Origin of the sequence: Sorangium sp. So ce693 (assembly GCF_051521375.1) — a bacterium.
Lineage (GTDB): Bacteria > Myxococcota_A > Polyangia > Polyangiales > Polyangiaceae > Sorangium > Sorangium atrum.
The window spans coordinates 3,865,001-3,878,271 of record NZ_CP150347.1 but is presented as its reverse complement, the minus strand read 5'-3'; the positions used below and the strand labels follow the sequence as shown (position 1 = coordinate 3,878,271).

Sequence of the window (13,271 nt, the reverse complement as noted above, 5' to 3'; positions counted from 1 at the left end):
TGGCGGCCGCGGGCGGCGCAGGTGTCGTTCGCTTGTCCGCAGCCGCTTCCGGCAACTAGTCTCTCCCGCTTGCATGGCTAGCTCACCGCCTTCCTTGCTCCTCGCGGCCCTGACGTGCGCGATCGCGTCGGGCGGCGCCGCGGCTTGCTCCGAAGAGAGCCCCGCCGAGGCGGCGCCGGCCTCGCTCGAGGCGGACGCCCTGCGGACGCCCCCCGAGGCGGACGCGCCGCGCGTGTCCGCGGGAGCGGACGCGCCGCGCGCCGCGGTCGTCGAGGCGGCGCACGTCACGAAGGCGCCGGCCCCGGTCCAGGCGGAGGCCGAAGCGCCGCCCTCGTCGAGCGCAGCGGGAACGACGCCGCCAGCCAGCGCGGCGGGAACGACACCGCCGGCCAGCGCAGCGGCGGAGGGCGCGCGCATCTACTCCAAGGGGCGGTTTGCGTGGATCAGCCCTGGCCCTTACCCGACGCGGGGCTGGAGCGGCTACCTGGGGCTTGGCGGCTCCGTCGCGCTGCGCGGCGGCAGCGCCGAGGCCGCGCGGACGCCGGGCGAGGGGTGCGACGCGTGGTACGCCATCGAGCCGCGGGGTTACGTCTGCGCTGGCGCCAGCGCCGCGGTCGACCCGAACGACCCGGTCGTGGTCGCGCTGCGGCCGCACGCGCCCAGGGTCGACTCCCCGTGGCCCTATGACTACGCGGAGTCGACCGGCGCGCCGCGCTACCCGCAGCTCCCGAGCGCGAAGGAGCAGCGGCGCGCCGAGTGGGACCTCGAGGAGCACCTCGCGAACATCGCGAAGGTGCGCGCCGCCGAGGGCGCTGGCGAGGAAGCCGTTCGAGAGATCGACGAGGCCCTCGTGGGGGTCGACCTGAAGCCCGCGGGGGTCGCCGCCCCGGCGCTGTTTCCTTTCGGCGGCCTCGTGCGCGAGGGGCGCGACCGGATCGTGAACGGCTCGACGGTGGCGTTCACCCGCGCGTTCGACGCGCAGGACCGGACCTGGGTGGTGACCTCGGACCAGGCGTACATGCCGAAGGATCGCCTGAAGCCCTACCCGCGCTCGAGCTTCCAGGGCGTCTGGCTGAAGGACGGGCGTTCGCTCCCGCTCGCGTTCTTCCGCAAGACCGATCGACCGAAGTACCAGCGGGGCGCCGGCGGCCGCTTCGAGCCGACCGGCGCGTCGTTCGCGCGGCTCGCCTCGGTCGGGCTCACCGGTCGCGCCGAGTCCGAGGACGGCGAGCGGTTCCTCGAGACGCGAGAGCCAGGGGTCTACGTGCGCGCGGACGACACCGTCGTGATCGAGGCGGCGAAGAGCTCGCCGCTCGAGGGCGAGGCCGATCCGTCGTCGCCGCCGCGCAAGTGGATCGAGGTGAGCGTGCTCGGCGGCTGGTTCGTCGCCTACGAAGAGCTCACCCCGGTCTTCGCGACGCTCATTTCACCGGGGCGCGGCGGCGTCCCGAGGCAGGGTATCCCCGCCATCGAGACCGCGGCGACGCCGACCGGGCGCTTCCGCATCGACGGGAAGTTCGTGACGGCGACGATGGTGTCGAGCACGAACGACAAGATCGTCCACTCCGAGGTGCAGTTCGTGCAGAACTTCAGCGGACCGCACGCGCTGCACGGCGCGTACTGGCACGACGCCTGGGGCGAGCCGAAGAGCGGCGGCTGCGTCAACCTCTCCCCCATCGACGCGAAGCAGATGTTCGCCTGGACCGACCCGCCGGTGCCGGAGGGGTGGCACGGCCTGCGGGCCTCCCGCGACGCCGGCCGCTCCACGGTGGTCCTCATTCACCGCTGATCGCGCGCGCGATCCGGCCCGCGAGCCGCAGCGCGGCTTCCGCGAACACGTCCGGATCGAGCAGCAGGCCGACCACGAGGAAGCCGTCGCGCGGCATGTCGAAGAAGTAGCCGGGGTGGACGATGATCCCCTCGTCGCGCACGAGGAGCTCGACCCAGCCGTCCTCGTCGTGCACGCGCGGGACCTCCAGCGTCGCGTACCAGCCGCCGTCGATCGGGAGCCGCCGGACCGCGCCCCCGGCGTGCGCTTCGATCGCCGCGTCGAGCGCGGCCAGGTTGGCCTGCACGCGCGACAGGATCGCGCGCTGGACGGGCGCCCGCGAGGCGAGGATCTCCGGCAGCGCGAGCTGCACCGGGGTGCCGACCGAGAGGTAGGTGTCAGCGATGACCTCCAGCCGCTCCAGAGCCGCGGCGGCGAGCTCCGGCGGCCCCGAGACCGCGATCCAGCCGAGCTTGAGCTGCGGCAGCGCCATCACCTTGGAGAGCCCGCTCAGCACGAAGGTCAGCGCCTGCCGCGAGCCGGCGAAGCTCGGCAGGCGGTCCGGGGCGAGGTCTCGGTGGGCGTAGTCCCCGAAGACCTCGTCGACGATCAGCGCGAGCCCGTGCTCCCCGGCCCACGCCTCGAGCGCGGCAGCGTCGTCGCGGCGCACGAAGGAGCCGGTCGGGTTGTTCGGATGGACGAGCACCACCGCCCGCGTCCGCTCGCCGGCCGCGCGCTCGAGCGCGCCGAGGTCGATTCGCCATCCTTCCTCCCTGAGGAGCGGGTAGGGCGTGAGCGAGACGTCCTCGAGGCAGGCCAGGTACTCGAGCAGCGGGTAGGACGGCACGGGGACGAGCACGTCGTCGCCGCGCTCGGCGAGCAGCTTGAGCAGCCAGCCGTACGCTTCGCTGGTGCTGGCCGTCAGCACGACGCTCGACGGATTCACGTCGAGCCCGCGCTCCCGGTAGTAGCGCGACACCGCGGCGCGCGCCGCCGGATCGCCGAGCGGCAGCGGCGAATACCGCGCGCCGCGCGGCTCGCCGAGCGGCGCGATGAGGTGAGCCGTCTCGACGATCCCGCAGCGCGTCGGGTTCGACTCGGTGAAATCGACGAGCGCGCGCCCCGCCCCGCGCGCCTCGGCGAGCACGGACGCGAGGCTGTTGCCCGAGAGATCCCAGCCGGTGCGCGCCGCGAACCGCAGCGGCCGGGGCGCGCGCGCGTGTCCCGCGTCCGCCTCTACCGCGGGAGGTCGATCCAGGCTCACCCGTTTCTCCATGCGTCCATGCTCCATCGCCGTCGTGCTCTACCCCGCGCCGCCGCTCGGCCACGGTGACACGGACGGCGCCGGACGGCAGCCGTGCGCGCACCCGGGCGATGCGAGGTCGCGCGGGCCGCGGGGGTGCTCAGCCGCGGCGCCGCCGGCGCGCCGCCGACGCCGCCACGAGGGCGCTCGCGAGGCCCCAGGCGGCGCGGCTCGACGGCGGCGTGCGGTCCGGGCCAGCCGCGGCCCAGGTGCACGCGCCGCTGGTCGCCTCGAGCTCTCCGTTCGCCATCCAGACGTCGCTCCCTACCGGGAGCTCGCGCGCGCCGAGCGAGGCACCGCCGTAAAGGACGTCGATGGCCAGCGTCGTCCCGCCGGAGCCGCGCGGCGCGGCGACCGCGAACTGCCACAGCCCGCGGCGCACCTCCCGGAGCGGCGTGTGCATCACCCCGCCGCGGACGGCGACCGTGAGCTTCCCATCGACGCCCCTCACCGGGGCTCCGTCAGGGCGTCGCAGCTCTATCGTCCCCCAGACCGGCCACGACGGGTCGGGCCTCGCGTAGGTGCTCGACAGGACGTACCAGCTCTTGTCGAGCGCCGGCTCGTTGCCGCCCGTCTCGGCGGCCTCGAGCGCGAGCCGCGCGCCTTCGAGATCGAGCACGCCGGGGCCGAGCTGCGCGTCGAGCGGCAGGGCGCCCCTCGGGTACCGCGCGCCTGCCTGGAGCGCCTCCGTGACCTCCGCCTGGGTCAGGTTCGGGTTGACCTGGAAGAGGAGCGCGATCGCCCCTGCGACCTGCGGCGCCGCCATGGACGACCCTGACGCGATCGCGTGGTAATCGTCGACGACGAAGCAAGGCTCGTCGCCGGGGCACCCGGGCGTATCGAACAGCCCTCCGGGATGGGTGCGCGGGTCGACGCCGCTGGCCATGGCGGCCGCGACCAGGCCGCCGGGCGCGCTGATCTCCGGCTTGGCCACGCCGAACGGCGTGGGACCAGCCGCGCTGAAGTAGCAGGCGCTGTCCTCTTCGATGTCCACGCCGTCGAGGCTCGTGAGGCGCACGCTCGTGGAGCTCCCCAGTGGCTGCCAGCGGACGCGGTTGATGGTGCATCCCACGGCGAGCAGCCCAGGGTCGCTCGCGGGCACGTTGATCGTCCCTTGCTTGATGGCGCGCAGGAACAGGAGCCCGAGATCGTGCGACGGCGAGACGTCGCCGAGCCCCGTCACCCAGAGCTGCGCGTCCCCTTGGCCTCGCAGGCGGATCGCGAACTCGCCCGCCTTCCACGCCCCGCTGAAGGCCACGACGGCGCTGTTCGTCGCTGAGGTGATGGGCGACTTCCCGTTCGCGACCCGGTTGATGACGGCGCCGGTCGTCTCGCCGTCGTCGCCGGTGTAACCGGCGTCGTCTCCGGGCTCGACCAGGCCGATCCACGCCTCGCCGCCTGGCCCCTCGAGGCCGACCGACACCTCGTCCCCGGGCCGGAAGGTGATCCAGACGTATCCTTCGCCGCGCTCCGCGCTCGGCGTGCGGATAGGCACGCGCGTCTCGGCGTGCGCCGACACGTGGGCCTCGGTGTGGATCCCGAGCGATCCTTCGCCGTCGATCTCGTACAGCGCGCCGCTGTTGCCGGCGGCGACGACGATCGCCCGCCCCGGATGAGCGCTGCCGACCATCGCTGCGAGCCCCGCCTCGAGCGGGCTCGTCCCGTCGTGGGGCCCGAAATCGCTCCCGACGCTCAGGTTCACGACCGCCGGCATGTTCAGCTCCTCGGCGCGGTCGAAGATGAACTGCACCGCCTTGAGGATGTCCGGATCGTCGAAGCCCTCGCCCGGCCGCGCAGGCGCGGCGATGATCAGCGTCGCGGCGGGCGCCACGCCGACATACCGCGGCCGCTCCGAGACCATTGGCCCGCCGTTGCCTGCAGCGATGGAGGCCACGTGCGTGCCGTGCCCCGCGATATCGCGGAGGATGCCGGGCATGCTCTTCGCGAGCATCGCGTCGATGTCGGCGTCGGAGAAGATCGCGCACGCCGACTGGTCCGGATCATCGCACCCGTACGTGTGCTCGAGCGCCGCGTGCAGCCCCTTCGGGCTTCCGGCCTGCAGCATCCATCGGATCCGTGTCTTGCCGTCCTTGTCTCGAAAATCCGGGTGGGTCACGTCGAGGCCGGTGTCGACGACGCCGACGACCACCCCCTTGCCGTCCGCGCCGGTGACCTTCCTGTACGGCTCGACGCGGATCCACCCCTTGGACCGATCCAGCAGGGGCTGCCGCGGCGGTCCTGTGAGCAGCCTGAGCTCCGGGTGCGCGGCGGAGAAGGCGCCGACGTCGCCGGGCGCGAGCCGGATGGTCCCGAGGCCCGGCGCGACCGGGAGCAGCCCGAGCGCTCGTGCGTCGGCGCCGGCGGGCAGCGGCACCATCACCGGGATGCGCCCGCGCGGATCGGCGAACGGGTGCCGACCCAGGCGCGAGCTGAGCAGGCGCGCCACCGCCGGGGCCGGGACGTCGGCGCGCGCTTCACCGGCCGCGAGGGCGAGGCCGAGCAGCGCGATGGAGAGCGGAGACCTGCGGGCGAGCACGCCGCGAGTCTACACCACGTCCGCGCGCGGCCGAGGACTCGAAGGGCGCCGCCCTCGCCGCGCGTTCTCCGGAGCGCGCCGCGGCCCGCTCACACCGGCGGCACGAGGTGCTTCTTGCGCGGCCTCTCCTCGACCTTGCCGGCGTACCGCTCGAAGCGGCGCGCCACCTCGCGGCGGAGGTTCGCCGTCGGGATGATCGCGTCGATCACGAGCTCGCTCGCGAGCTTCTCCAGGTCGACGTCGGCCCGGTACTCGTCGCGCAGCTTCTGGACGAGCGCCTCGCGCTCGGGCCCCGCCGGGATCGCCTGGATCTTGTTGAAGTAGACGGCGTTCACCGCGGCGCTCGGCCCCATCACCGCGATCGAGGCCGAGGGGAGGGCGACGCACTCGTCGGGCGCGAACGCCGGCCCGCACATCGCGTAGAGCCCGGCGCCGTACGCCTTGCGCACGACGACGGACAGCTTCGGCACGCTCGCCTCGCTCACGGCGGCGATCATCTTCGCCCCGGCCCGGATGATCCCCTGCCTCTCGACGACGGTCCCGATCATGAAGCCGGGCACGTCGGCGAGGTACAGGAGCGGGATGTTGAACGCGTCGCACAGCCAGATGAACCGCGCCGCCTTGTCGGCCGAGTCCACGAACAGCACGCCGCCCTTGTATTTCGGCTGGTTCGCGACGATGCCGACCGCTCGTCCCTCGACGCGCGCGAGCCCCGTGACGATCTCTCGCGCGTAGAGCTTCTTGATCTCGACGAAGCTGCCCTCGTCGATGATCGCGTCGATCACGGCCATGATGTCGAACGGCTTGTTCTCGTCGGCGGGGATCACGTCCTCGAGCGGCCGCTGCCCTGGCTTCTCCGGCCTCGGCTCGACGCGGGGCGCGGCCTCGGCGGAGCTCTGCGGCATCAGCGCGAGGTAGCGCTTCGCGAAGGCGATCGCCTCCTCCTCGGTCTTCACGAGGACGTCGCCGCACCCCGAGACCGAGCAGTGCATGCGCGCCCCGCCGAGCTCTTCGAGCGTGACCTTCTCGCCGATCACCATCTCCGCCATCCGCGGAGAGCCCAGGTACATGCTCGCGTTGCTCTCGACCATGCACACGACGTCGCAGAACGCCGGGATATAGGCGCCCCCCGCCGCCGACGGGCCGAACAGCAGGCAGATCTGCGGGACGAGGCCGCTCAGCTCGACCTGGTTGTAGAAGATCCGCCCCGCGCCGCGCCGCCCGGGGAACATCTCGATCTGGTCGGTGATGCGCGCCCCCGCGGAGTCGACGAGGTAGAGCAGCGGGCACCGGAGGCGCCGCGCTGTCTCCTGCACGCGCAGGATCTTCTCGACGGTGCGGCGCCCCCACGAGCCGGCCTTCACCGTCGAGTCGTTCGCCATCACGCACACGGGGCGCCCGCCCACCGTCCCGGTGCCCGTGATGACGCCGTCGGCCGGCAGCTCGGGATCCAGCGCGTTGGCGAGCGCCGCGTCCTCGATGAAGCTTCCTTCATCGACGAGCAGCGCGACGCGTTGCCGCGCGAACAGCTTGCCCTGTTCCGCGTTCTTGTCGTGGTACTTCTGCGCGCCTCCCTTCTCGATGCGCGCCGTGAGATCCCGCAGCTTCTGATCGAGCGACATGGCGCGACCCATAGCCCTAAGCGCGCCGGGCGACCACCTCCCGCGCCGCCGATTCGAGCTCCCGCGCGGTCCGGGCGACCAGCACCTTCGTCGACGCGGCGGCGTAGCGCGGCATCGCGCTGTCTCCCGTCCCCCAGGCGCCCGGCCCCTCCGGGCAGAGCCACAGGAGCGCCCGCGCCCTGTCGCGCAGCCTCCTCACGACCTCCGCCTCGTCCGCGAAGTAGTTCGTGCGCCCGTCGCCCAGGATCACGAGGGTCACCCGCCGGTCCACGTCACGCCCGTGTCGCTCCTCGAAGGCCAGCAGGGCGCGCCCGTAATTCGAGTTGTGCGCCCGGCTCACCACCTCGCCGCGCTGGATCCGATCGAGCGCCGAGCCCGCCGGCAATGCCTCGAAGAGCTCGGTCGTCTCGGCGAGCTCGCTCACGAAGACGAACGATCGCGTCCGGTCGAAGAGCTCCTGCGCCGCGCAGACGAACTCGAGCATGAACCGCGCGGCGACGCGGACCGAGTCCGACACGTCGCACAGGATCATCAGGCGCGGCTTGTCGCGCCGCCGCGCCCGCCGCGCCGGCTGGAACGGCACACCGCCGGTCTGGAGGCTGCGCCGCAGCGTCCGGTGGGGATCGATCCTCCCGCGCCGCGCGCGGCGCCTGCGGAGCCGCTCCGCGCCGCGCAGTCGCTGGGACAGCTCTTTCACGGCGCGACGCACCTCCTCCATCTCGCCCTCGCCGAGCGAGGCGAACGGCACATCCATGCGGCCCTCGGCAGCTGGCTCTTCGCCCTCGAAGCGCCGGAGCGACAGCGTCACGTGCTCGCGCACGCGGTGCCGCATCCGCTCCAGCTCCGCGGCGAGCGCCTCCGCGAGGGCCCTCCCCCGCTCCTCGCCGAGCGCCTCCTCGAGCGCGCTCCGGATCCGCCGCAGCGCGCTGGCGACGGCCGGCACCCCGAGCTGATCCATCACCCGCTGCGCGAAGAACCCGACCTGGAGCGAGCTCGTCATCGGCGCGAGAACGCGCGCGATCCCGGCTGCCTGGAGCGCTCTGTCGAGCTCCCCTGCGGTCCCTGCGAGCGCCTGGAACGCGATCGCGTCGCCCGAGGCGCCGCTCCGCTCCGCCGCCGCGCTGAGCAGATCGCGCAGGGCGGAGAGCTCCCCATCCGAGAACCCTCGCTCCCGCAGGCGCCCCCACAGATCGCCGACGTGCGCGCCCTCGGGGGAGAAGAAGCGGTCGAAGCAGGCGCGGTACCGGCGGAGATCGGCGGCGCGCTCGACGACCACCGCGCCGATGGCGTCGCGCAGCGCCCCACGGTCGCCGAACCCGACGAGGGCGCACGCGCGCGTGACATCGATGGCCTGCGCCGTCGAGACGGCGAAGCCGTCGCGGCGCAGCGCCCAGAGGAACTCGTCGATGGCGAGGAGCATGGAGAGCGTACCGGTCCAGCCCGCGCGGCCCCGCGGCGGCTACGGCGCCGGCGCGGGCTCCGCGAGCAGCGCCTTGAGGAGCTTCTCGACCTCGGCGTGCCGGGTCGGGTCGTATCCGACCACCACGTCCCGGATGACGCCCTTCTTGTCGATCACGAACATGGTGGGGAGCGCCTTGACGCCGTAGGCCGCGGAGGTCGACTCCGACGCGTCTGCCGCGACCGCGTAGCGCATCGAGAGGGCCTGCGCTGTCTTCGTCGCGACGCCGACCTCGTCGGTCGTCACGCCCAGGACCCGCAGCCCCTGCGCGGCGTACGCCGCGTGCCACGCCGAGAGCTGCGGGGCCATCAAGCGGCACGGCGCGCACCAGGTCGCCCAGAAATCGAGCAGCACCACGTTTCCGCGCAGGGCCCCGATGTTCGCCGGGACGGCCCCTCCGACGGTGGTGAGCGGCTTCCAGGCTGGCGCGAACGTGCCGATCTTGTCGAGGCGGAGGATCTGATCGTGCCCCGGGAACGGCACCAGCGTCGGCGCGACGTCTCGCTCTCGACCGCCGCGCCGGATCCGGAGGTTCACCACGTTTCCAGGCCCCGCGAGCGCGACACGCGCGACGAGCTGCTTTGGCTCGTCGATCTGCACGCCGTCCGCCGCGAGGACCTGATCCCCGTCCACGATGCCCGCCTTGGCCGCCGGCGAGCTGTTGATGACGTGCTTCGCGACCACCCCCCCGGCCGGCCCTGGCTCCAGCTCCACGCCCAGCCAGGCGCGGCGGGACGCCTCCTCGGCGGCTGCGCGTGGGGCGCCTCCCAGCAGCGCAGCGCCCGACAGCGACACCAGCGTGGCGGCCAGGAGGGCGCGCCATGCGCGGCCTCGCCTGGAAGAGGCCAGGTACATCCGGGCAGTGTAGCATCTCGACCGGTGCGGTCCCGAACCCGCCTCTCTGCGTGGTGCGCGCTCGCTGCGGCGTCGCTCGCCTCGATGACGCTCTCGACGGAGGCGCGGTTCTGCGCCGGGTGGGCCCCCCTGCCGGTCGGCTGTGCGCCGCCCCCGTCGTCCCTGTCCCGCGCGGACGTCGCGGGGACCACGGAGTGGATCGGACCCGGCTCCAGCTCCACCCCCGAGGCGCGCGCGCCGGCCGAGGCGCCCGCTGCACCTCCGGCGGCGGCGCCCTCGGCCTGGGAGCTCGCCGGCCAGCTCGCGAGCTTCCAGCCCGTCACGGATCGAGCTCGGTCCCAGCACTTCACCGGCGAGCTGGAGGCGGAGGTGAGGATCAACGCGGCGGCTGCGCCCTACCCGCAGCTGGGTCCGGATCGCGTCCTCCCCTCTGGCGCGGCCGTTGTCGAGTTCCACTACCGGGCGGGCTCGCCGGAGCCGGCCACGCTCCTGGCCATGGTGAAGCGACCGGCTGGTTACGACCCCGACGGCGGCAACTGGGAGTACCTGGTCCTCACGCCCCAGGGCACCTCCACCCACCGTGGCGCTCTGCCGCTCTGCAAGCGCTGCCATGCCGACGCTCCGCACGACCACCTCTTCGGCGGCCCCCGGTAGGCGCTCGCGGGGCCCTCGACAGCGCGGCGCGTCACAGCGCGCGTTGGCCAGCGATCTCGGTCCGCAAAGATTGCGAAGCACGGCATGGCACGCGACAGCGGTGCCCGAGCACCTCGTCGGACACCGATCCGCGACTACCGAAGAAACCGCGACGAAACGTGAGTATTCCGTTGGACGTGTGCACGCGCGAGGGCGCGCCGAGGAGGAGGCCGCGAGATGGCACAGAGGCTGCTCCAGGCGGAATTGACCGTGTTCTGCGCTGTGGGCTGCAGCGTGTCTCGGTCCTCCTCACCTAGTAACGGGCCTCACTAGCTTGTGCTTGGTCGTTCAGCTGGCGCCATCCGCCTCGTCCATGGCGTCGCTGCTGCTTGGCTTACGGCTTCTTCCCGTTTCGTCAGCTTGGCCTGCTCGCCTCGTTGTGAATTTCTGAGCTTCGCTTGCCCTTCGAGAGCGTGTGAAAGCGCGCGGCCATTCCGTGACGGAGTCGCCGCGCGCCCTGTTTTTGTCCTGCGTTCGTTGCCCGCCGCCGGCGTGGTGCGCGTCGAAGGCATGGCCTGCTCCGTTCGCCCGCTTCGCTCTGCGGCAGCTCAACCTTGCGGATGGGATCAGCCTTGGCGGGCAAGCAGGCTCGGCCATTCGGAGGGAGTCGCGGGAGGGCGAGGCGCGAGGGCACAGGAAGCAGCGATGTTTGCAGCGACCTCGGCCGCCAACGCCGCGCATCCGAGCAGACGCCCTCAGGCCTCGATCACTTTTCCTTTGACAGCTCGCTCAGGGGCGTATAAACGCCGGCACTCACTTCGCGCAACCGAGCGCGACGCGGGAGTGCGGTGGCGTAGCCACGTCTTGCACTTGTCTTCACCAGAGCGCCCATAGCTCAGCTGGATAGAGCATCGGCCTACGAAGCCGGGGGTCGGAAGTTCGAATCTTCCTGGGCGCGCCTGATTGGTCGTGTAAAAGGTCCTGAGCCCCTCATGGACGTCATGGATGACGGAGCGGAATTGCTCCTCTCCCCTGTGGCACAGCCGGAGGAACCAGCGAGCGTCGACGCGCTGTGGATGCGCGAGGCGCTCGCTGAGGCCGAGGCTGCGGCAGGTGCCGGTGACGTCCCCGTGGGGGCGCTCATCGTCGATGCGACGGGGACGGTGCTGGCGCGCGGTCGAAACCGTCGCGAGGTCGATCAGGATCCGACCGGCCACGCCGAGGTGGACGCGCTGCGGGCGGCGGCCAGGCGGCTTGGTCATTGGCGGCTCGAAGGGGCGACGGTCTACGCGACGCTGGAGCCGTGTCCCATGTGCGCGGGCGCGCTCGTCAATGCCAGGATTGCGCGGCTCGTCTACGGCTGCCCGGACCCGAAGGCGGGAGCTGTCGACACGCTGTTCGCGATCGGGCGCGACAACCGGCTCAACCATCGCTTCGCGGTCACCTCGGGCGTGCTCGCGGACGAGTGCGCCGGCGTGCTCCGCGCGTTCTTCGCGAAGCTCCGGACCGCCGCGTCGAAGCGCTGACAGCCCGGCCCGCGCGTGCGGGCGTCAAGGCGCCGCCCAGGCGCCGCCCTCGTCCTCTCCCGATCTCTCCTCGCCGGCTTCACCGCCGTCCTCACCGATCTGACGGGGCGCCAGATGCGGCGCAGGGGAGCCTCGCACCACGACCTCCTGGAGCCCCTTCTCCAGCTCCTCGTCGGAGATCCGCTGGCGCCTGTGCGCGATCTGCATGAGCTTGCGCAGGTACCCGCTCCAGGCAGGCGTCACCTCGCCGTTCGCGTCGAAGTGCTGCACGCTCGGGTTTGGCAGGATCGACGCGATGTACAGCGCCTGTCCGAGCGAGAGCTGCGCCGCCGACGCATTGAAGTAGTGCCGCGCGGCAGCGCCGATGCCGTAGACCAGCGGCCCGAACTCCACCGCGTTCAGGTAGAGCTCCATGATCTGCTCCTTGGTGAGCTCCTGCTCGAGGTACATGGTGAGCAAGGTTTCCTGGAGCTTGCGCGCCACGCTCTTGGTCCGCTCGAGGTAGAGGTTCTTGGCGAGCTGCATGCTGACGGTGCTCGCCCCTCGCACGAACCGCCTCTTCCGGAGGTTCTCGCGGATCGAGTTCTTGATGGCTTCCTCGTCGAACCCGTGGTGCCGGTGGAAGCCGCCGTCCTCCGTGGTCAGCACGGCGACCTCCATGAAGCGGGAGATGTCTTCGTAGGAGACCCACTCGGGGGTCCCTGGCCCGGACTCGATTTCGACGCGCTTGCCGCCGGGCCCGTAGACCAGGCGCCGGAACGCACGCTTGAAGCGATCGACGCTGAGCTCCGGCGGCATCTCGGTCACGCGGCAGGTGTTGGAGATACCCCAGTCAAGCAAAAAATTCCGATCGAGGTTCGCTGTATCGAACCGGAGCTTCCCTTCGATCCCGAACGAGCCGGCGAGCCTCATGCCGTGGAGCTTCGCCACGATGCCTTTGGGCACCGAATCCAACATCGACTGGCAAGCCGTGAGAGGCACCTCGAAGTTGCCGCGGACCCGATGTGAGCTTCCTGCGTGCTCGTATTCGCCGCGCGCGATCAGCCTCAGTGCACCGAGGTCGACCTCGGCGTCCTCGGCGACGAGCTTGGATCCGTCGAGCTTTGCGTTCGCCTTCGCTCGCCATGCCAGGTCGAGACCAGCGATGGGCTCGTCTGCGAGGGCCGCGCTCCGCAGGGAGAGGTTTTTCAGCCTTCCTTCGCCGTCGATGCCGAGCGTCTGGCCGTCGGCAGAGAGGACGACCCGCGCTCGGCTGACGATCGACGTCCGCGCCACATCGAACAGGCCCATGTCCCCTTCATGGACGCCGAGGGTGGAGAGCCAAATGGGTCCGCCCTGCACATCGGCGACGATCTCCTGCGGGGTCTCCTTCGCTTCGTTGATCGGCACGCGAAGGCGAAAGGTGAGCGCCTGCTGGGCGTCGGCGCCGGCGGTCGCGATCGCGGCCTCTCCAGGCGAGAGCTCCACCACCAGCGAGCCTGCCTCGCGCCGCACGGCGAGGTGGCCCGGTCCCAGGTTGAGATGATCAGCGTCGCGCTGGAGGCGGGCGGTGACGCCCGCGACGTCGAC

9 protein-coding genes and 1 tRNA gene (1 of these 10 cut by a window edge) are annotated in these 13,271 nt (G+C 72.0%); 4 read left to right on the top strand and 6 right to left on the bottom strand.

The window, feature by feature from the left end; translation table 11 throughout:
- Window positions 1-73 precede the first annotated feature (73 nt).
- Window positions 74-1,789, top strand: coding sequence for a L,D-transpeptidase family protein (locus WMF14_RS14835; protein WP_437801565.1), 1,716 nt, complete (start codon window positions 74-76; stop codon window positions 1,787-1,789).
- Here the strand turns inward: WMF14_RS14835 and WMF14_RS14830 are convergent.
- The 5 genes from WMF14_RS14830 to WMF14_RS14810 all read right to left on the bottom strand — a co-directional run bounded on the left by WMF14_RS14830 (window position 1,776) and on the right by WMF14_RS14810 (window position 9,543).
- Window positions 1,776-3,044, bottom strand: coding sequence for a pyridoxal phosphate-dependent aminotransferase (locus tag WMF14_RS14830; RefSeq protein ID WP_437801563.1), 1,269 nt, complete (start codon window positions 3,042-3,044; stop codon window positions 1,776-1,778). The genes WMF14_RS14835 and WMF14_RS14830 overlap by 14 nt on opposite strands.
- Window positions 3,045-3,171: 127 nt before the next feature.
- Window positions 3,172-5,607 (bottom strand): S8 family serine peptidase, encoded by a 2,436-nt coding sequence (locus WMF14_RS14825; protein ID WP_437801561.1) that lies wholly within the window; start codon window positions 5,605-5,607, stop codon window positions 3,172-3,174.
- Between the two features lie 89 nt (window positions 5,608-5,696).
- Window positions 5,697-7,229, bottom strand: coding sequence for an acyl-CoA carboxylase subunit beta (locus tag WMF14_RS14820; protein WP_272103516.1), 1,533 nt, complete (start codon window positions 7,227-7,229; stop codon window positions 5,697-5,699).
- Window positions 7,230-7,245: 16 nt separating this feature from the next.
- Window positions 7,246-8,649, bottom strand: coding sequence for a VWA domain-containing protein (locus WMF14_RS14815; RefSeq protein WP_272103514.1), 1,404 nt, complete (start codon window positions 8,647-8,649; stop codon window positions 7,246-7,248).
- Window positions 8,650-8,688: 39 nt separating this feature from the next.
- Window positions 8,689-9,543, bottom strand: a complete 855-nt coding sequence (locus WMF14_RS14810) for a redoxin domain-containing protein (RefSeq protein WP_437801558.1) — start codon at window positions 9,541-9,543, stop codon at window positions 8,689-8,691.
- A gap of 24 nt (window positions 9,544-9,567) precedes the next feature.
- Here WMF14_RS14810 and WMF14_RS14805 point away from each other — a divergent pair, with 24 nt between their 5' ends.
- From WMF14_RS14805 to tadA, 3 genes are all read left to right on the top strand, one after another.
- Entirely contained in the window at window positions 9,568-10,197 is a 630-nt protein-coding gene (locus WMF14_RS14805; protein ID WP_437801556.1) for a hypothetical protein, read from the top strand.
- Window positions 10,198-11,060: 863 nt separating this feature from the next.
- Window positions 11,061-11,134 (top strand) — tRNA-Arg (locus WMF14_RS14800).
- Between the two features lie 34 nt (window positions 11,135-11,168).
- The gene (tadA, locus tag WMF14_RS14795; protein ID WP_437801554.1) at window positions 11,169-11,702 is read left to right on the top strand and encodes a tRNA adenosine(34) deaminase TadA; all 534 of its coding nucleotides are present in this window, start codon (window positions 11,169-11,171) and stop codon (window positions 11,700-11,702) included.
- 24 nt (window positions 11,703-11,726) lie between these two features.
- Here tadA and WMF14_RS14790 read toward each other — a convergent pair whose 3' ends face one another.
- Window positions 11,727-13,271 carry the 3' portion of a transglycosylase domain-containing protein gene (locus tag WMF14_RS14790; RefSeq protein ID WP_437801552.1) on the bottom strand. Its footprint extends 744 nt past the window's final position, so only the last 1,545 of its 2,289 coding nucleotides appear in the window; its start codon lies off the right edge, out of view — the gene reads right to left on this strand; it ends in the stop codon at window positions 11,727-11,729.